Annotated in this window: 17 protein-coding genes, 1 tRNA gene and 1 pseudogene; 4 read left to right on the top strand and 15 right to left on the bottom strand. The window is 70.3% G+C overall.

The genetic code is table 11. The annotated features are described in order from the left end of the window. Nucleotides 1-23 precede the first annotated feature (23 nt). Complete coding sequence (locus WYM_RS01410; RefSeq protein WP_019179037.1) at nucleotides 24-1343, bottom strand: anthranilate synthase component I family protein; 1320 nt, start codon at nucleotides 1341-1343, stop codon at nucleotides 24-26. Between the two features lie 125 nt (nucleotides 1344-1468). Here WYM_RS01410 and WYM_RS22120 point away from each other — a divergent pair. From WYM_RS22120 to WYM_RS01425, 4 genes and pseudogenes are all read left to right on the top strand, one after another. Further along, nucleotides 1469-1858, top strand: a pseudogene (locus tag WYM_RS22120) (DedA family protein); the annotation flags it as partial. A gap of 219 nt (nucleotides 1859-2077) precedes the next feature. Further along, nucleotides 2078-3127, top strand: coding sequence for an App1 family protein (locus WYM_RS01415; protein WP_026059452.1), 1050 nt, complete (start codon nucleotides 2078-2080; stop codon nucleotides 3125-3127). A 52-nt stretch (nucleotides 3128-3179) separates the two neighbouring features. After that, nucleotides 3180-3893, top strand: a complete 714-nt coding sequence (locus tag WYM_RS01420; protein ID WP_019179039.1) for an SOS response-associated peptidase — start codon at nucleotides 3180-3182, stop codon at nucleotides 3891-3893. A 33-nt stretch (nucleotides 3894-3926) separates the two neighbouring features. Beyond that, nucleotides 3927-4796 (top strand): hypothetical protein, encoded by an 870-nt coding sequence (locus WYM_RS01425; protein ID WP_026059453.1) that lies wholly within the window; start codon nucleotides 3927-3929, stop codon nucleotides 4794-4796. A gap of 3 nt (nucleotides 4797-4799) precedes the next feature. On the opposite strand, the gene WYM_RS01430 is transcribed toward WYM_RS01425, so the two are convergent. From WYM_RS01430 to obgE, 14 genes are all read right to left on the bottom strand, one after another. Then, nucleotides 4800-6017, bottom strand: coding sequence for a glycoside hydrolase family 3 N-terminal domain-containing protein (locus WYM_RS01430; RefSeq protein ID WP_019179041.1), 1218 nt, complete (start codon nucleotides 6015-6017; stop codon nucleotides 4800-4802). 44 nt (nucleotides 6018-6061) lie between these two features. Continuing rightward, a complete protein-coding gene (locus WYM_RS01435) occupies nucleotides 6062-7741 on the bottom strand; it encodes an acyl-CoA dehydrogenase family protein (protein ID WP_019179042.1) in 1680 nt (559 codons plus the stop codon). Further along, nucleotides 7738-8823 carry a zinc-binding metallopeptidase family protein gene (locus tag WYM_RS01440; protein ID WP_083866112.1) on the bottom strand — a complete coding sequence of 362 codons (1086 nt, stop codon included), beginning with the start codon at nucleotides 8821-8823 and terminating at the stop codon, nucleotides 7738-7740. The genes WYM_RS01435 and WYM_RS01440 overlap by 4 nt, the downstream gene beginning before the upstream one ends. 58 nt (nucleotides 8824-8881) lie before the next feature. Then, nucleotides 8882-10027: a PQQ-dependent sugar dehydrogenase gene (locus tag WYM_RS01445; RefSeq protein WP_019179044.1), complete on the bottom strand. Its 1146-nt coding sequence runs from the start codon at nucleotides 10025-10027 to the stop codon at nucleotides 8882-8884. Continuing rightward, entirely contained in the window at nucleotides 10024-10500 is a 477-nt protein-coding gene (locus WYM_RS01450) for a VOC family protein (protein WP_019179045.1), read from the bottom strand. The genes WYM_RS01445 and WYM_RS01450 overlap by 4 nt, the downstream gene beginning before the upstream one ends. Before the next feature lie 134 nt (nucleotides 10501-10634). Further along, nucleotides 10635-10907 (bottom strand): hypothetical protein, encoded by a 273-nt coding sequence (locus WYM_RS01455; RefSeq protein ID WP_019179046.1) that lies wholly within the window; start codon nucleotides 10905-10907, stop codon nucleotides 10635-10637. 248 nt (nucleotides 10908-11155) lie between these two features. Next, nucleotides 11156-11228, bottom strand: a tRNA-Ala gene (locus WYM_RS01460). A 70-nt stretch (nucleotides 11229-11298) separates the two neighbouring features. Beyond that, complete coding sequence (gene rsfS, locus WYM_RS01465) at nucleotides 11299-11679, bottom strand: ribosome silencing factor (RefSeq protein WP_019179047.1); 381 nt, start codon at nucleotides 11677-11679, stop codon at nucleotides 11299-11301. Further along, the gene (locus WYM_RS01470) at nucleotides 11679-12935 is read right to left on the bottom strand and encodes a hypothetical protein (protein ID WP_019179048.1); all 1257 of its coding nucleotides are present in this window, start codon (nucleotides 12933-12935) and stop codon (nucleotides 11679-11681) included. The genes rsfS and WYM_RS01470 overlap by 1 nt, the downstream gene beginning before the upstream one ends. Beyond that, on the bottom strand, nucleotides 12932-13528 hold the full coding sequence (gene nadD, locus WYM_RS01475) for a nicotinate-nucleotide adenylyltransferase (protein ID WP_019179049.1): 597 nt from the start codon (nucleotides 13526-13528) through the stop codon (nucleotides 12932-12934). Before nadD ends, WYM_RS01470 begins: the two co-directional genes overlap by 4 nt. A gap of 9 nt (nucleotides 13529-13537) precedes the next feature. After that, nucleotides 13538-13762 carry a hypothetical protein gene (locus tag WYM_RS01480; protein WP_019179050.1) on the bottom strand — a complete coding sequence of 75 codons (225 nt, stop codon included), beginning with the start codon at nucleotides 13760-13762 and terminating at the stop codon, nucleotides 13538-13540. Between the two features lie 55 nt (nucleotides 13763-13817). Then, nucleotides 13818-15077 carry a glutamate-5-semialdehyde dehydrogenase gene (locus tag WYM_RS01485; RefSeq protein WP_019179051.1) on the bottom strand — a complete coding sequence of 420 codons (1260 nt, stop codon included), beginning with the start codon at nucleotides 15075-15077 and terminating at the stop codon, nucleotides 13818-13820. Next, nucleotides 15074-15916: a glutamate 5-kinase gene (proB, locus tag WYM_RS01490; RefSeq protein ID WP_019179052.1), complete on the bottom strand. Its 843-nt coding sequence runs from the start codon at nucleotides 15914-15916 to the stop codon at nucleotides 15074-15076. The genes WYM_RS01485 and proB overlap by 4 nt, the downstream gene beginning before the upstream one ends. Beyond that, nucleotides 15913-17427, bottom strand: a complete 1515-nt coding sequence (obgE, locus tag WYM_RS01495; RefSeq protein WP_019179053.1) for a GTPase ObgE — start codon at nucleotides 17425-17427, stop codon at nucleotides 15913-15915. Before obgE ends, proB begins: the two co-directional genes overlap by 4 nt. Nucleotides 17428-17465: the final 38 nt, after the last annotated feature.

Genomic DNA, 17465 nt, shown 5'->3' on the forward strand with positions numbered 1-17465 from the left:
GTCCAGGTTAGCGGACCAGGCCGTCACCAGCCGGGCGGCAGTGCGGCGCCGAGGGCTGCCAGCGGCCCCCGCGCCTTGACGCCGACCTCCGCGACCTCCGCCGCGGCATCCGATCTCCACGTGATCCCGCCGCCGGCTCCGACGTACGCGCGATCCGGACCGATCACGAGGGAGCGGATCACCATCGCGAGATCGAGCGCCCCGTCGTCGCCGACCCAGCCGAAGCAGCCGGCGAATATCCCGCGCGGGCCGCCCTCGAGGCCGTGGAGGATGGTCATGGCGGACAGCTTCGGGGCGCCGGTCATGCTCCCGGCCGGAAAGGCGGCGTCCAGCAGATCGCCGACCGTGGTTCCCGGCACGAGCTCTCCCGAGACGGTGCTGACCAGCTGGTGCACCGCCGGGTAGGACTCGATCTCGAGCAGCCCGTCCACACCGACGCTCCCCGGGACGCACACGCGCGACAGGTCGTTGCGCATGAGGTCCACGATCATGATGTTCTCGGCGCGTTCCTTCTCGCTGGTGTGCAGTTCGGAGGCGAGGGCGACATCGGTGGCAGGGTCGGCGCCGCGCGGCCGCGTCCCCTTGATCGGGCGGGTCCGCACGACGGCGCCTCCCTCTGCATCCGTCCCGCTCACCTGGAGGAACCGTTCCGGACTGGCGCTGACGAGTGCGACGGCGCCGGAGCGGATCAGGCCGCCGTGGTGTGACGGCGTCGCGGAACGCAGCCGTCCGTATGCCTCGATGGGATCGACGGCCGCCTCCACCCCGAACCGCGTGGTGAGACATAGCTGGTAGGCATCGCCCTCGCGGATGGCCTCGCGGCACCGCTCGATGAGACGTGCGTACTCGTCCGGCGCGTGCCGGGCGTCCGCGATGCCGACGTCGTGGGCGGGCTCGGGTGCCGGCCACGTCTCCCCCGTCGCGGCGACGGCGGCGGCCAGCGCCGGCCCGGCCTGTGCGGCGGCGAACACCCACGCTCGACGGGACGAGTGGTCGAAGCCCACGATCCGGTCGGCCCGCAGCCACACCTCGTGCGGCACGTCGCCGTCGTCGAACGCGGCGGGAGCGCCCGCCGCCGCGGCCGCGGCGTCGTAGCCGATCCAGCCGACCCAGCCGCTGCGGAACGGTCCCGAGACATCGCCGTCCGCCGACGCACCGGCGCGTACGCGGCGCACCCGGTCGGGGTCGTCGGGCAGGCCGGTTCCGATCCAGCTCCAGCCCTGCGTGGCGCCGGGCCCGGCATCCAGCCAGAAGACATGCTCTTCCTGCGCGAATCGGGCGGCGAAGACGGATGCCGGATCCGCCCACCGCTCGACGGCGACGGGAACGAGGAGGTCCGACATGTTCCCAGGCTAGAGGGCGCCCCGGCCTCTAGGCTCATGCCGTGAACGAGTTCCTGTCGTGGCTCCTCGACGCTGTGCAGAGCGTCGATGCCGTCGTCAGGACACTGCTCGCCGGTCTCGCGATGATGCTCGAGACGAGCGTCCTCGTCGGGCTGGTCGTGCCGGGCGACACCATCGTGATCGTGGCGGCGACCGCGGTCGCATCGCCCCTCGAGGGGGTGCTGCTCGGGGTCGCGGTCGTCGTCGGGGCACTCATCGGCGAGAGCATCGGATTCTGGCTGGGACGCGTGATCGGCCCGCGCATCCAGCATTCCCGGCTGGGACGCCGGATCGGCGAGCAGAACTGGTCGAGGTCGGAGCGCTACCTTCGCCGGCGTGGTGGGCCGGCCATCTTCCTCTCGCGCTTCCTCCCCGTGCTGCATTCGCTGGTCCCCTTGACCGTGGGGATGAGCGGGTACCCGTATCGCCGGTTCCTCGCCTGGACGATCCCGGCGTGCGTCCTGTGGTCGGCCCTGTACATCACCGTCGCCTCGGTCGCGGCGGGCACCTATCGCGAACTCGCGGACCGCCTTCACTACGCCGGCTACATCTTCGTCGCGGTGATCGTGCTGTTCCTCGTGCTCGTCTTCGTCGGCAAGAAGGTGATCGAGCGCGCCGAGCGCAAGCACCTCGAGCACGACGCCCAGGAGGCGTCCGCCGACACGACCCCGCGAAGGACATGGAAGACTGAGGGGATGCCCGAGACTCCTGAAGCGCCCGCGCGCGCCAAGGTGCTGTGGCTGGCACGGCTCGAGTACCGCTTCCATGCCTGGCGCGAGCGCCGAGCCCGCCGGCGCGGACAGAAGCCCACGATCACCCCCTTCCCCGGCTACGGCGGAACGGACTGGGTGCGCGTGCTGGGGCGCGTGATGATCGTGCCGCCCGTGAAGCAGACCGAGTCGGGCGAGTATGCCAGCGTCCGAGGCTGGCGAAGCTTCGTCGCCGTGCCGATCGGGTACGCGCAGGTGACCGTGACGATCGCCGGCGTCGACCACGAGGTCGTCGCCGACCGCGGCGGCGTGATCGACACGCGTCTTCCGGCCGAGCTGGAACCGGGCTGGCAGACCTTCACCATGTCGGTCGAGGGTGGTGAGCCCGTCGAGACGCGCGCCTTCATCGTCGCGCCGGACGTGCGCTTCGGCGTGGTCTCGGATGTCGACGACACCGTCATGGTCACGGCGCTGCCGCGTCCGCTGCTCGCGGCGTGGAACTCCTTCGTCGTGGACGAGCACGCACGCCAGCCGGTTCCCGGGATGGCCGTGCTGATGGAGCGGGTGATCCGCGACAACCCCGGTTCCCCGCTGATCTACCTCTCGACCGGCGCCTGGAACGTCGCCCCGACTCTCATGCGGTTTCTGCGCCGCCATGTCTTCCCGCCCGGATCGCTCCTCCTCACCGACTGGGGGCCGACCCACGATCGCTGGTTCCGCAGCGGCATGGCGCACAAGCTGTCGAACCTCCGGCGCCTGGCAGAGGAGTTCCCGCACATGCGGTGGCTGCTCATCGGCGACGACGGCCAGCACGATGACGAGATCTACACGACCTTCACCGACGAGCATCCCCGCAGCGTGGTGGGTGTCGCGATCCGCCGGCTGTCACCGGCCGAGGCGGTCCTGGCCGGTGGGCGGACTGCCGTGAACGACCATGCCGCGGCGGAGGTCCCCTGGGTCAGCGAGGCCGATGGAGCGGGTCTGCTCGAGCGCCTCGAAGACGTCGGCGTCATTCCCTCCGACGCCCCGCGCTGAGGGGCACCGACGCCCGCGCTCCGGCGTCCGAGCCCCGGCGTAGGCTGGCCGCATGTGCGGACGCTTCGTCGTGGCAAATGCCGGATCCGAGCTCGTCGGCGTGCTCCGGGTGGATGTGGAGGGCGACGATCTCCCCGAGCCCTCGTACAACATCGCCCCCACCGACCGTGCGGCGATCGTGATCGACTCGGCGAAGACCGAGCCCCCGACGCGGCGGCTCGAGTCGGCGCGCTGGGGTCTGATCCCCGGATGGGCCAAGGACCTGAAGATCGGGGCGCGAGCCTTCAACGCGCGGTCCGAAGAGCTCGAGGACAAACCGATGTTCCGCTCGGCGCTCGAGAAGCGGCGGGCGGTGGTGCCGGCATCCGGCTACTACGAATGGAAGACGGAAGACGGCGTCAAGACGCCGCACTACATCCATCCGGCCGACGGAGAGCCGCTGTTCCTCGCAGGGCTGTACGAGTGGTGGCGCGACAAGACCAAGGGCGATGACGATCCCGACCGGTGGCTTCTCAGTTTCACGATCCTCACGCGCGACTCCATCGGCGACCTCGGGTCGATCCACGATCGCATGCCGCTCTTCCTCGATCCGGACCACGCCGATGCGTGGCTCGACCCGACGACCGACAACGTCCGCGACGTCCTCGATGCCGCCATCGACGCGGCGCCCGCCCTCGCCGACACCCTCGAGAACCACATCGTGTCCAAGGCCGTCGGCAATGTGCGCAACAATTTCCCCGAGCTCATCGAGCCGGTCGACGACTGACTCCCGTCGACGAGCCGCGCGTATCCTCGAACGGTGAGGATCGCCGCTGCCGTACAGCACTTGAGCGCCCCCGAATGGCGCGACCGCGAGGCGGCTCATCAGGCGCGTGCCGACCAGCTGACAGCGGCCCATCGCGCACGCGCCGCGCGTCAGGAACGTCATCCCGTCGAGGATTTCCTCTTCACGTACTACTCCTACAAGCCGTCGGTGCTGCGTCGGTGGCATCCCGGCGAAGGGGTGGAGTTGGCGGATGCCGCCACCACCGACCGCGCAGGCTGGCGCTGGTACCGGCCCGGCGCCGCAGCGGACTCCATGCGAGTGGACGGCTCGGCGCTCCGCGCCGAGCGGGGATCCCTCCTGGCGAACATCGGTGTGATCCTCCGTGCCACCGCGAACCGGGCGCCGGGCTTCGGGTGTTTCGGGCTGCACGAGTGGGCCATGGTGTACCGGCAGGGTGAGCCGCGGCATCCGGTCCCCCTTCGCCTGGGGCGCGACGGCACCGATGCCGTCGTCGAAGCGCACGAGCTGCGCTGCACCCACTTCGACGCCTTCCGGTTCTTCACCGCCGACGCCGTGCCACGCAATCGCCAGACGCCCTCGCGCGACCGTCAGGCGGCATTCGAGCAGCCGGGCTGTCTGCACGCCGGCATGGACCTGTACAAGTGGGCCGTCAAGTCAGGTCCGGTCGTGCCGGGCGAGCTGCTGCTGGATGCCTTCACGCTTGCTCGCGACATCCGCGAGCTCGACATGCGCGCCTCCCCGTACGAGCTGACGGCGTGGGGCTACGATCCCGTGCCGATCGAGACGCCCGAGGGCAAGGCGGAGTACGTGCGCGCGCAACGTGCCTTCGCCGAGCGGGCAGGCGGCGTGCGTGAGCGCCTGCTCGCCATCATCGACGGCTGAGGGTCAGTCGACCGGCGCGCAGTCGGCGCACGGCGCCAGACCGCGTCCCTCTCCGGCGAGGGCCAGCCGGAGGGCGGTCACGCGCTGCGCCGCCTCGCGCAGCCGTTCCGGCGGAAGTGCCCCCGACTCGACGGCGGCGACGATGCCGTCGACCGTCCGAGCGGCCGTCTCGGGCGTCGACGAGACCACCGTGAGCACCATGTCGTTTCCCGCGGCCAGCGCCGCGACCGCATTCACGACGGGATCGGCGTACTGCGGAAGTCCCGCACTCTGCAGCATTCCGAGATCGTCGGTGATGGCGACCCCCTGGAAGCCCAGATCGTCTCGGGCGATGCGGTGCCACTCCGCCGAGAGGCTCGCAGGCGCCGAGTCGACCGCGGTGTAGGCGAGATGGCCGAACATCAGCAGGGGTGCTCCGGCGTCGATGCCTGCGGCGAACGGCAAGGCGTCGGTGCTTTCCCATTCGGCCTGCGTCATCGCCGTCGACGGGATCGTCTCGTGTGAGTCGCCGGGCGCGGCGCCATGGCCCGGAAAGTGCTTGAGCGTCGACTGCGCCGTGCGCCCTTCACCTCGGACGGCCGCCGCGACCCGCTCGGCGGCGCTCTCCGGGCTCGTGCCGAGCGCGCGGCGGTAGATGAAGGAGGACGGGTCGGACGTCTCGTCGGCCACGACGCCGAAGTTGACGCCGATTCCCGCACGACGCACGAGCGCCGCCCGCCCCGCGAACGCGTCCTCAGCCGCAGCCGGGGGTGCGTCCTTCAGCGTGCGCGCCGAGGGGAAGTCGTCCCATGGCAGGCGCGACACATCCCCGCCCTCCTGGTCGACCGCGACGAGGGGCGGGAGCGCCGGGTTCACCGTGAGCGAGGCGGTCAGATCGCGCAGCGCGCGCTCGTCGGCAGGGATGTTCGCACCCATCAGGATGAAGCCGCCGATACCGCTGCTGTCCATGTAGGCGCGCAAGGCGGACGCGTCGGTCGTGGGGATGTGGCCCATCACGACGCCGGCGGCCTGGTCGCGGAGCGACATGGTCGCGACGGCGTCCTCCGCCGCGGAAGCGGCATCCTGGGTCGAGGCCGGCGCGACGACGACGGATGCCTCGGCCGCCGCTTCGGCAGGCTCATCCGCGCGCGCGGCTCCGGGCCCGGACTCCACGGTCACCGCGAGAGCCGCTGTCATCGCGACGACGGCGCCGGCGAGGCGCAGAGCGATACCCGTACCCACTCGCTCAGCCTAGGCGCGGTGAGCGCGGAGCGGCTGGGAGAGTGTCAGTGGCGGACGACGATGGCCGCGGCATCCGTCCCCACGGGCAGCACGCCGTACTGCGAACCGCGGTCGTCGCCGAGCCGGGCGTGGATGAACGTCTCGGCATCGAGGGAGGGAGCGTGGCGCATCATGAGCGACGCCTGGAACGCGAGGGCGAGATCCTCGGTGAGGCGCCGCGCCTGAGCCTGCGCCTCGTCGGCATCGGCGCGCGCCAGGCGGCCGAGAAGCGAGAGGGTCCGGTCCACGTGCGCGTCGAGGACTCGGGAGACGCCCGATGTGGACGCCAGCTCGTCGGCGAAGGCGTCGGCCGTCTCGGCATCGCGCGTCAGAGCGCGCAGGACGTCCAGCGCGATGACATTGCCCGAGCCTTCCCAGATCGCCATGACCGGCTGCTCGCGGTAACGGCGTGCGAGCGGGAACGACTCGGTGTAGCCGTTGCCGCCGAGGCACTCGAGCGCCTCGTACGCATGGTGCGGGCCGCGCTTGCAGACCCAGTACTTCGACACCGGTGTGGCCAGGCGCCGGAGGGCGATGTCGCGGTCGGAGGCTTCGGCTTCGAAGAGCTGGGCCAGCCGGAGCCCGGTGAGCATCGCCGCCTCGTACTCGAGCGCGAGGTCGGCGAGCACGCCGGTCATGGCCGGCTGGTCGACCAGGGCGGCGCCGAAGGCCCGGCGCTCTCGCGTATGCCACAGCGCCTCGGCGAGCGACTGCCGCATGCCGGCCGCCGTTCCGAGCACGCAGTCGAGACGGGTGCGCTGGACCATCTCGATGATCGTCCGCACACCGCGGCCCGGCTCGCCGACGACGAGACCGACGGTGCCGTCGAACTCGACCTCGGCGGATGCGTTCGAGCGATTTCCCAGCTTGTCCTTGAGCCGTTGGATGCGAAAGACGTTTCGCATGCCGTGCGGAAGCATGCGCGGGACGAACAGGCACGAGAGACCCTCGTCGACGGCTCCCCGTCGGGTCTGGGCGAGCACGAGGAAGCCGTCCGACATCGGTGCGGAGCAGAACCACTTGTGGCCGGTGAGCTGGTACGCGTGTCCGCCCATCGCCTCGCCCAGCGTCGTGCCGGCGCGGACGTCCGAGCCGCCCTGCTTCTCGGTCATCGCCATGCCGATCAGCGCGCTGCGCTTCTCTTCCTGCGGAAGCAGGCGGGGCTCGTACTCGCGCGAATACATGCGCGGCAGCCAGTCGTCGGCCACCCACGGCGAGTCCTGGATCGACGCGACCGCGGCATGCGTCATCGATACGGGGCAGGCGTGTCCCGGCTCGACCTGGGCGAACAGCATGAACATCGCCGCGCGCGCCACGTGCGCGCCCTTCCTCGGTTCCGCCCAGGCCGAAGTGTGGGCGCCGCGCGCGAGAGCCGCGGAGAGGACGCGGTGGTAGGACGGGTCGTACTCCACCTCGTCGAGCCGGAAGCCCCAGCGATCGTGGGAGTGGGCGATGGGCGGATGCTCATGAGCGAGGTCGGCATCACGCTGGAACGACACCGAGCCGACGAGGCCGCCGGCTTCGCGCAGCGCCTCTTCGGCCCACCCGCCGCCGAACACGCCGACGGCCGAGACGAGCGCGCCGTTGGCTGAGAACTCATCGACGTCCGTACGCCAGGCCGGCTGGTTCTCGACGTAGTGCGTCGCTGCGCCGATGACGCGCTGTCCCCGCGAATAGGCCGTCATGTCCGCTCCCTCTCTCCGGTGGTCGCCAGCGCGTACTGCTCTTCGGGCGTCAGCGGCGCACGCGTGACGATGTCGTGCACGAACGCGAGCTTGTGGCGCACCGGGGTGGCGATCGTGAAGGGGTACAGGTCGCCGAATCCCATGGCGCGATTGATCCGGTTGAATCCCTGGGACATCCATTCCCAGTCGGTAAGCAGCCGCTGGACGGGCTCTCGCTCGTACGAGACGAGAGGGACGACGTCGGTGTCACGCACATTCGTCACCGAGGCATCGAGCTTGATGCCGATGACCGCGGCCGTCTGCAGGGTGCCGGTGATGTGGAGGTAGTGCGCGAAGGTCTCGGCGAAGTCCTCCCACGGGTGCATGGTCGCGTACTCCGAGATGAAGCCATCCCGCCAGTCGGAGGGGGCCCCGACCTTGTAGTGCCGCGCGAGCGCGTCGCGATAGCTCGTCCGCTCGTCGCCGAAGAGCTCCCGGCAGCGTTCCCATGCCGCGTCGTCGGTCAGCAGGACGTTCTGGAAGTAGTGGCCCACCTCGTGGCGCAGGTGGCCCAGGATGGTGCGGTACGGCTCGCCCAAGCGCACCCGGAGGGCCTCGCGCCGATCGTCCAGGCTCTCCGCGAGATCGAGCGTGATGATGCCGTTCGAATGCCCGATCGTGACCGGCCTGCCGTCCGAGAGGCTCGAGATGAGGTCGAAGCCCAGTCCTCCCTCCCGCATGTCCCACCCGACGATCGGCAGGCCGAGATCCGCGAGCTGAAGCAGGAGCCGGCGCTTGGCCTCCTCGGTCTTGGCGAGCTTCTCCAGTGCCACGGTGTCGTCTCCTGCCGGCTGACGGCGCGTCAGGCGGCAGGAGAAGCAGCGGCCGGCGGGGGCGTTCTCCCACACGAGCCAGTTGCACGACCACTCCCGGTTGGAGCAGGTGTACCAGAGCTGCCCGTCCACCTCGGCCTGCCCCTGCCGCACGACCCGGAACTGCCGAGTGAGGATGTGGTAGCCGAGGTCGGCCTCGCAGTTCGGGCACACCAGCGTGTCGAGGTACACGAAGTGCCGGCAGTGCGGGCAGCGCGGCTGTGTGCTCACGGTCTCACCGTAGTGCCGTTCCCCGCGACCGCGGCGTCGCTGTCGCGGGGCCGGGGCATCACGGAGCAGGAGAGACGTCGACGCGGAGCAGGGCGTCGTCGTCGGCGCGAGGGCTCCCTCGGCCGTCCGTGTTGTTCGTCAGCAGCCACAGCGCGCCGTCCGGCAGAGCGACGACGTCCCGGAGCCGACCCTGCTCACCCGTGAAGGCGGCGACCGGGTCTCGGACAGCGGCGCCGGCGGCGGTGTCGACGGCCCACAGCCGCTCGCCGCGCAGGCCCGCGATGAAGACCGTCCGGCCTCGCGCTGCGATGCCGCTCGGGCTGGCGTCGCTGGTCGTCCAGGCGGTCACCGGATCGATGAAGCCGTCTCGTTCCGCCACCCCTTCCACGAGCGGCCATCCGTAGTTGCCGCCGGGCTCGATGCGATTCAGCTCGTCCCAGGAGTTCTGGCCGAACTCGCTCGCCCACAGCTCGCCGTCGTCCGTCCAGGCGATCCCCTGCACATTGCGATGGCCGAGCGAGTAGGCCTCGTTGTGCCACGGATTGCCCGGTGCGGGGTCGCCGCTCGGGGTCACACGCAGGATCTTGCCACCGAGCGCGTCCGGATCCTGTGCGGCATCGCGCTGCTGGGCGTCTCCGGTCGTGATGTAGAGAAACCCGTCGGGGCCGAACGCGAGCCGCCCGCCGTTGTGCGTGTTCGCGCGCGGAATGTCCGACACGACGACGTCTGCCTCGCCCAGCGAGAGGGAGCCCGGTTCGCCGAGCAGCGGCATCCGGATCACGCGGTTGTCGTCCTGCGATCCGAAGTACGCGTACAGCATCCGCTCCTCACCGTCGAGGACGGCCAGGCCGTGCAGGCCCGATTCGCCCCCCGAGACCACGCCGGGCACCACGCCGGCGGTCCGCAGCGCCCCGTCGGCGGTGAGCTCGAGGACGGCTCCGTCGTCGCGCTGAGAGATCAGCGCACCACCGCCTTCGAGAGGCACGACCGACCAGGGTGCCGCGAGACCGGACGCCAGGATGCCGGTGACTTCCCTCGCGCGCCACCATTCGGGGGAGCCGGCCGTCGGCGACGGCGTTGCAGGCACGGCCGTGGGGGCGACGGACGGCGGCCGTGGTGACGGTTCGGCGATCGAGCAGCCGGATGCCGCGACCACCACGATCGCGAGGAGCCCGGCTGCGACCGCCGGAGCGCTGCGTCTCACGTGGCCGCTGCTGCCGCCTCGAGAGCGGCGATGTCGATGCGCCGCATCCGCAGCATCGCCTGCACCGACCGATGGACGACGTCCTGGTCGGGATGGCGGATGAGCTCGATGAGCCGGTCGGGGATGATCTGCCAGGACAGACCCCAGCGGTCCTTGAGCCAGCCGCACGGCTGCTCCTGCCCGCCGTCCGCGGTGAGCGCGTCCCAGTAGCGGTCGACCTCCGACTGGTCCGCACACGAGACGTAGAGCGAGATCGCCTCGGTGAAGGGGAACTGCGGTCCCGCGTCCATGCCCTGATAGTCCCGCCCACCCAGGCGGAAGTGGACGTGCATGACCTTGCCGCCCAGTCCCGGGACCTCGGCCGGGTAGCGACCGAGCGCCACGATCTCGGAGTCGGGAATGAGGTCGGTGTAGAACGTGACCGCCTCTTCGGCGGAGTCGTCGAACCACAGGAAAGGGATAACGGCGGGCATGTCATCACCCTCCCCCACCGGTTCGGCGCACGCAATGGCTCTCACGGAACCTCACGTGATGCGCACGCGCGTGCTCGACGAGCTTCGGCGGGCGACCAGTCGACGGTCCCCTGTCGAGCGACTTGACCTGCGCCTCAGCGCACTGGTGGCAGATGCGGGATGGGTACCGGCCGCGTCGAACTGCGCGCCGATCCGGTGATGGTGCAGCGCTCCACGTCGTGGAGCGCGTCCTCGACGCGGACATACACCTTCGGAAGCGGCAGAGGCCGCACCCAGGTGACGTCGAAGAAGTCCTCGTTGGCCTCGACGTGCGCGACCACGTGACGTGAGTCGTCGAGCGGATAGCGGTTGTCGTAGATCAGCCAGCCGGTGTCGGCGATGGGCACTGCGGTGAACTGCCTCGCCATATTCTGAGCTCCTTCGCTCGTATGTGGCAGGTTGAGCGTACGCCGACATCGCCGCCGCCACCACCAGGACAGCCGCACGAGTGAGCCGTCGGGCGCGGACCGGTCCGTGAACCCTGCGGCGGACCCGGTGCAGCCGGCAAGACATGCTCCGCGACCGGGGCATCGCGAGGTCGTCAGAGTTCGACGAGCCACGGCTCCCGGAACTCGGCGCCAAGAAGAAAGCCCCCGAATGATCGGGGGCTTTTCGGTGGACCTGAGGGGACTCGAACCCCTGACCCCCTGCATGCCATGCAGGTGCGCTACCAGCTGCGCCACAGGCCCTGACGCCACCCCGTTTCTCGCGGGGCAACTCGTCTAGCTTACAACATTCCGAGTCGTGCTCCGAACCGCGTCACTCCTCGCTGGCGGCCGCTGCGGGGAGGTTTATCGGCACGATCGGGCAGTCTTTCCAGAGCCGCTCGAGGCCGTAGTACACCCGCTCCTGCTCGTGGAACACGTGCACGACGAGGTCGCCGAAGTCGATCAAAACCCAGCGCGATTCCTGACGTCCCTCGCGCCGCAGCCGCTTGTGGCCCGCCTCCAGGAGCTTGTCTTCGATCTCGTCCGCGATCGCTGCGACGTTGCGTTCGCTTCGCCCGGTGACGAGCAGGAAGACGTCCACCAGCGGAAGCGGACCCGACACGTCGAGGGCGACGAGATCCTCGCCGCCCTTCGCGTCCGCGGCTTCCGCCGCGATCCGAAGCATGTCGTGGGACTGAGGGCTCGCGGTCATCAGAAGACTCCCGTCACGAAGGCGAGGATGAGAACGCCGACGAGAGCGAGAGCGAGGACGCCCGCCGTGATCGCGAGCGACATCATGAGGCGACTGCCCTTCTCGGGCACCGGCGGGCGAATGACCTCGCCGGGCGTCTTGGAGGTGCTCACCGCCGCACTGGCGGCGATGGGAGTGGGCGACGAGTGCGAGGGGAGCTCACCGTCGACCAGGGTCGCGTCGATCTCCTTGCCGTCGGTCGTCCCCTTCGCGTGACCCGTCGAGCCGAGCCCCTCGGGAAGGTTGAACGTCCCGGTGATGAGGACCTCGCCCGTCGCGGTGACCGGGGCCACCAGCGGCGACATCTCCGGAGCCTGCGAGACGATCAGGGCGTTGGACGCTGACATCGAACCGGTGGAGCGGGCGAGGAGCTGGTCGAACGAGGCCGGAAGCTCTGCGACCACCGGATCGGCCGGCGCGGCCGTGCCATCAAGCAGGCCGGCGCCGAACAAGGGATTCACGACGGCCTTGGCCTCCGCGCTCTCGTCGTCACCGGCATCGTCGTCGTGCGAATCCAGCGCCGGCGGGGCGAACGGAAGATCTCCGAACGGCGCGGATCCGATGCCCGACACCGGCTCGGCCGCGACGCCCTCGACGGCGGAATCGAACGCGACAGGCGCAGCCGCGGCCTGAGCCCAGGGGAACGACGCCGGCGTCTCGCCTTCGACGTCGGCGGGTGCGGCGTCGGGCGCTGCTTCTGCGGGCGCGAACAGCGCCTCCACACTGCTGTCCGTGTCCGCCGTCTCAGTGGCCTCGACTTCTTTCTGGGCGGACCCGTCGGGCTCGGCGTCGGGCGTGTCATCGACGTCGCGCTCGGGGGCCGGGAAGGCGAAGGTGGGTGAAGAAGCGGCCGCGGACGCGCCGGCGTGAGCGGCGACGACCTCGGGGGTGATGACCGGCACCGAGGCGGTTCGGATCCGCTCCTGCTGCCGGGCCTGGCGACGCGTGAGCGGCGAGACACCGAGATCGACGGCGGAGTCGGCGACCGGAGGCGGGGAGACGACGGGCGGTGTCGCCGGTCGGGGAAGCGGCGCGGACAAGACCGGCGCGGGCTGCTCCGCAGGCGCGGATTCCGATGCATCAGGGGTCGTCGCATCGTCGGACGGCGCGTCGTCGTCGGACGGCGGCGGGATCACCGGGGTCGACCCCGTGTTGCGGATCTCGCGCATCTTCTTGCGCGTGAGGGGTGGCGTTGCCGGCTGCTCGGGTGTGCTCATTCCTTGCTCCGGTAGAGGTGGTGCTTCGCGATGTATTGGACGACCCCGTCGGGCACGAGGTACCACACAGGGTGTCCTCGCTTGACGCGATCGCGACAGTCTGTCGATGAGATCGACAGGGCGGGGATCTCGAGTTGACTGACGTCTTCGCTGGGCAGGCCGTCGGTGTTCAGAACGTGTCCCGGCCGGGATACCGCGACGAAGTGGGCGAGGTCCCACAACTCATCATGGTCCCTCCAACTGAGAATTTGCGCTATGGCGTCGGCCCCGGTGATGAAGAAGAGTTCGGCATCGGGGCGCAGAGCCTTCAGATCCCGGAGCGTGTCGATGGTGTAGGTGGGGCCGCTGCGATCGATGTCGACGCGGCTGACCGTGAAGCGGGGATTGGATGCCGTCGCGATGACCGTCATGAGGTAGCGGTGTTCGCTCGGCGAGACGCGCTCTTTCTGCCACGGCTCCCCCGTCGGCACGAAGACGACCTCATCGAGGTCGAACCACTGCGCCACCTCGCTGGCGGCGACCAGGTGGCCGTGATGGATGGGATCGAACGTCCCACCCATGACCCCGATGCGCGAGGGCGCCGTCACCGACATGCAGTCGGCCTAGTGGCCGTGCCCCGATCGCTGCAGGTCGTCGGCGTGGGCCCGTGCGTAGGCCTCCGCCTTGCGGGCGTGGCGGTTGGCCACGTTGCGGTACGAGAGCGTCACCAGAGCCAGTGCGGCGAAGACGACGACCGCGATGATGCCGTAGCCGACCGTCTCGAGAGCGACATTGCCGTGGTGCTCCGACTCCTCGGCGGCAAAGGCGATGATCGTGGCGAGTGTCATTCGGGCTCCGTTCGGGATTCGCCTCGGAGGGCGCAGGACTGGTCCAGTTTATGCCTCACGCCCGCACTTGTCCGGCGCCGCGCGCCAGCCACTTCGTGCTCGTGAGCTCGGCGAGGCCCATCGGCCCGCGCGCGTGCAGCTTCTGCGTCGAGATGCCGACCTCGGCGCCGAACCCGAACTCTCCGCCGTCGGTGAACCTCGTGGAGGCGTTCGCCATCACGACGGCCGAGTCGACCTCCGCCAGAAACCGTGCCTCGCTCGCGGCATCCGTCGTCACGATCGACTCGGTGTGGTGCGTGGAATACCGGCGGATGTGCTCGAGCGCATCGTCGAGGTCGTCGACCACGCGCATCGCGATGTCGAGGCTCAGGTACTCGGCGGCCCAGTCCTCGTCGGTGGCGGGCGTCACGCCCTCGCTCAGCCCGCGCACGGCGGCGTCGCCGTGGACGGTGACACCGCTTCGCTGCAGGGCGGACACGACGGGCGGAACCAGACGCTCGGCCGCGCCGCGATGGACGAGCACGGTCTCGACCGCGTTGCACACGCTCGGGCGCTGCGTCTTGGCGTTCACGACGATGTCGCGCGCCCATTCCAGAGGAGCGCTCTCGTCGAGGACGATGTGCACGACGCCGGCGCCCGTCTCGATGACCGGCACCGAGGACTCCGTCACGACCGTCTCGATCAGCTGTGCGCTGCCGCGGGGGACGAGCACGTCGATGACGCCGCGGGCGTGCATGAGCTCGCGCGCGCCGTCCCGGCCGAAGTCGTCGATCGTCTGGATGGCCTCGGGGTCGATTCCTCGATCGGCCAGCGCTCCGCGCATCGCCCGCACCAGCGCGGCGTTGGTCCTCTCGGCGGCCGATCCGCCGCGAAGGACCACCGCGTTGCCCGAACGCAGCGCCAGCGCGGCGATGTCGACGGTGACGTTCGGGCGGGCCTCGTAGATGGATCCGACCACGCCGAACGGCACCGAGACCTTGGTCAGGGTGACGCCGTTGGCCAGGGTGCGCTCGTCGAGCACACGGCCGACGGGATCGGGCAGGTCTGCGATCTCGCGGACGGCAGTCGCCAGGGCCGCGACCCTCGGCTCATCGAGCCGCAGTCGATCCTGAAGGGCCTCGGAGAGACCGCTCTCGCGCCCGCGCTCCAGATCCTCGGCATTGGCTGCCACGACGTCCGGCGTCGACGTCTCGATCGCATCGGCGATGGCGATCAGCGCGGCGCGCTTGTCGGCATCGCCGAGAAGGCCGATGGAGCGTGCGGCATCCTTGGCCAGCAGCATCCGCTCGCGTGCCGAGGTGGCGGTCGTGGTCATCGTCCCAGTGTATCGACGGCTGTGCGCACCGGACCGGTCGCGGCGGGGGCCGCGGGCTCGGGGTTGGGCTGGAACCAGGTGCCGATGTCGGCGCCCGAGAGCGCGCTGTCGACGAGGTCGGCGCTGGTGACCAGAACCCCGATTCCGGATGCCGCGGCCAGTCGCGCGGCCGACACCTTGGTGGCCGCGCCCCCGGTGCCGACGCTGTTGACGACGACCGACCCGAACTCGAAGCCGTGTAGGTCGTCGCCGTACGCCACGCGAGGGATCGGTGCCGCGCCCGGCTCGTCCGGCGGACGCGTGTAGAGGCACTCGATGTCGCTGAGCAGCACCAGGGCGTCGGCGCCGATCAGCTGCGCCACCATGGCGGCGAGCCGGTCGTTGTCGCCGAAGCGGATCTCGTGGGTCGCGACGGTGTCGTTCTCGTTCACGATGGGCAGGATCCGCAGGCCGAGCAGACGCTCCATGGCCCGGCGGGCGTTGGACCGGTGCATCGGGTTCTCGAGATCGCCCGCGGTCAGCAGCACCTGCCCCGCGACGATGCGGAAGGGCCGCAGGGCCTCCTGATAGCGGTAGATCAGGACGTTCTGCCCGACGGCGGCCGCCGCCTGCTGGGTCGCCAGGTCGCTCGGGCGCTCATCGAGCAGGAGATATGGCATCCCGGTCGCGATGGCGCCCGACGAGACGAGGACGATCTCGGTGCCCCGCGCGTGCGCGGCGGCGAGGGCGTCCACCAGCGGACCGATCTTGTGGGCGCTGTCGCCGCTGATCGACGACGAGCCGACCTTCACCACGACCCGCCGCGCGGAGGGCAGATCCCGGCGCTCGAGTGCGCTCATTCGTCGCCCTCGTCCTCGCGATCCGCGCTGCGGGCGGCGAGGCGCTCGGCCTCGAGTTCGGCGCGCGCCGCCGCCTTGGCATCCATGCGGTCGTGGTAGCGCTCGCGACGCTCCGACGTCGTGCGACGGCCGTCCTGCAGGAGCCGGGGGTCGGTGCCACGAGGCGCGGTGGCGAGCTCGGCCGTGGAGCGGAGTGAGGGCTCCCAGTCGAAGATGATGCCGTCGCCCTCTCCGATGACGACCGTCGCCCCGGGCGTGGCACCGGAGCGGAACAGCTCGTCCTCGACGCCGAGCTTCTCGAGCCGGTCGGCGAGGTAGCCGACGGCCTCTTCGTTCTGGAAGTCGGTCTGCTGCACCCACCGCAGGGGCTTCTCACCGAGGATCCGGTAGATGTTTCCGTAGGTTCCGCCTTCGACACGCACCCAGAAGTCCTTCTCCGACCCCTTGGGCCGGATCACGATGCGCTCCGGGGCGGGCGCCTTGGCGAGTTCGACGCGGTGCGCGGCGACGATGTCGCCCAGCGCGAAAGTCAGCTGACGCAGACCATCGTGGCTCACGGTCGAGATCTCGAACACGCGGAAACCGCGCGCCTCGAGCTCGGGCCGCACCAGATCGGCGAGGTCCTTGGCCTCGGGCACGTCCACCTTGTTGAGCGCGACGAGCTGCGGGCGCTCCAGCAGCGGCGTCTGCCCCTCGGGAACGGGATACGCGGCGAGCTCGGCGAGGATGACGTCGAGGTCCGACATCGGGTCCCGGCCGGGGTCGAGCGTCGCGCAGTCCAGCACATGCACGAGCGCGGTGCATCGCTCGACGTGACGGAGGAACTCGAGCCCGAGTCCCTTGCCCTCGCTCGCGCCCTCGATCAGCCCGGGTACGTCGGCGACGGTGTAGCGCACATCCCCGGCCTGGACGACGCCGAGGTTGGGGTGGAGGGTGGTGAACGGGTAGTCGGCGATCTTGGGGCGCGCCGCGGAGATGGCAGCGATCAGGCTCGACTTGCCGGCCGACGGGAAGCCGACGAGCGCGACATCGGCGACGGTCTTCAGCTCGAGGAGGACATCGCCTTCCCAGCCGGGCGTGCCCAGCAGGGCGAACCCCGGCGCCTTCCGCTTCGGGTTGGACAGTGCCGCGTTGCCGAGCCCTCCGAGTCCGCCCGGAGCCACGACGAAGCGCATGCCCGGCTCGATCATGTCGACGAGGGTCTCGCCGGAGGTGTCTTTGACGACCGTGCCGACGGGGACGGGCAGCTCGAGGGACTCTCCCGCCGCCCCGGAGCGGTGGTCGCCCATGCCGAACCCGCCGTTGCCTCCCGAGCGGTGGGGCGAGTGGTGGTACGAGAGCAGGGTGGTCTCCTGCGGGTCGGCGACCAGCACGATGTCACCGCCGTGGCCCCCGTTGCCGCCGTCGGGACCGGCGAGCGGCTTGAACTTCTCGCGGCGCACCGACACGCAGCCGTTGCCCCCCTTGCCGGCGCTCAGGTGCAGCGTCACGCGATCGACGAACGTGACCATGCGGTCCCCCTCTGGTCTGGGCCGTGCCCAGGATAAAG

Source organism: Microbacterium yannicii PS01 (assembly GCF_000304335.1).
GTDB classification, from domain to species: domain Bacteria; phylum Actinomycetota; class Actinomycetes; order Actinomycetales; family Microbacteriaceae; genus Microbacterium; species Microbacterium yannicii_A.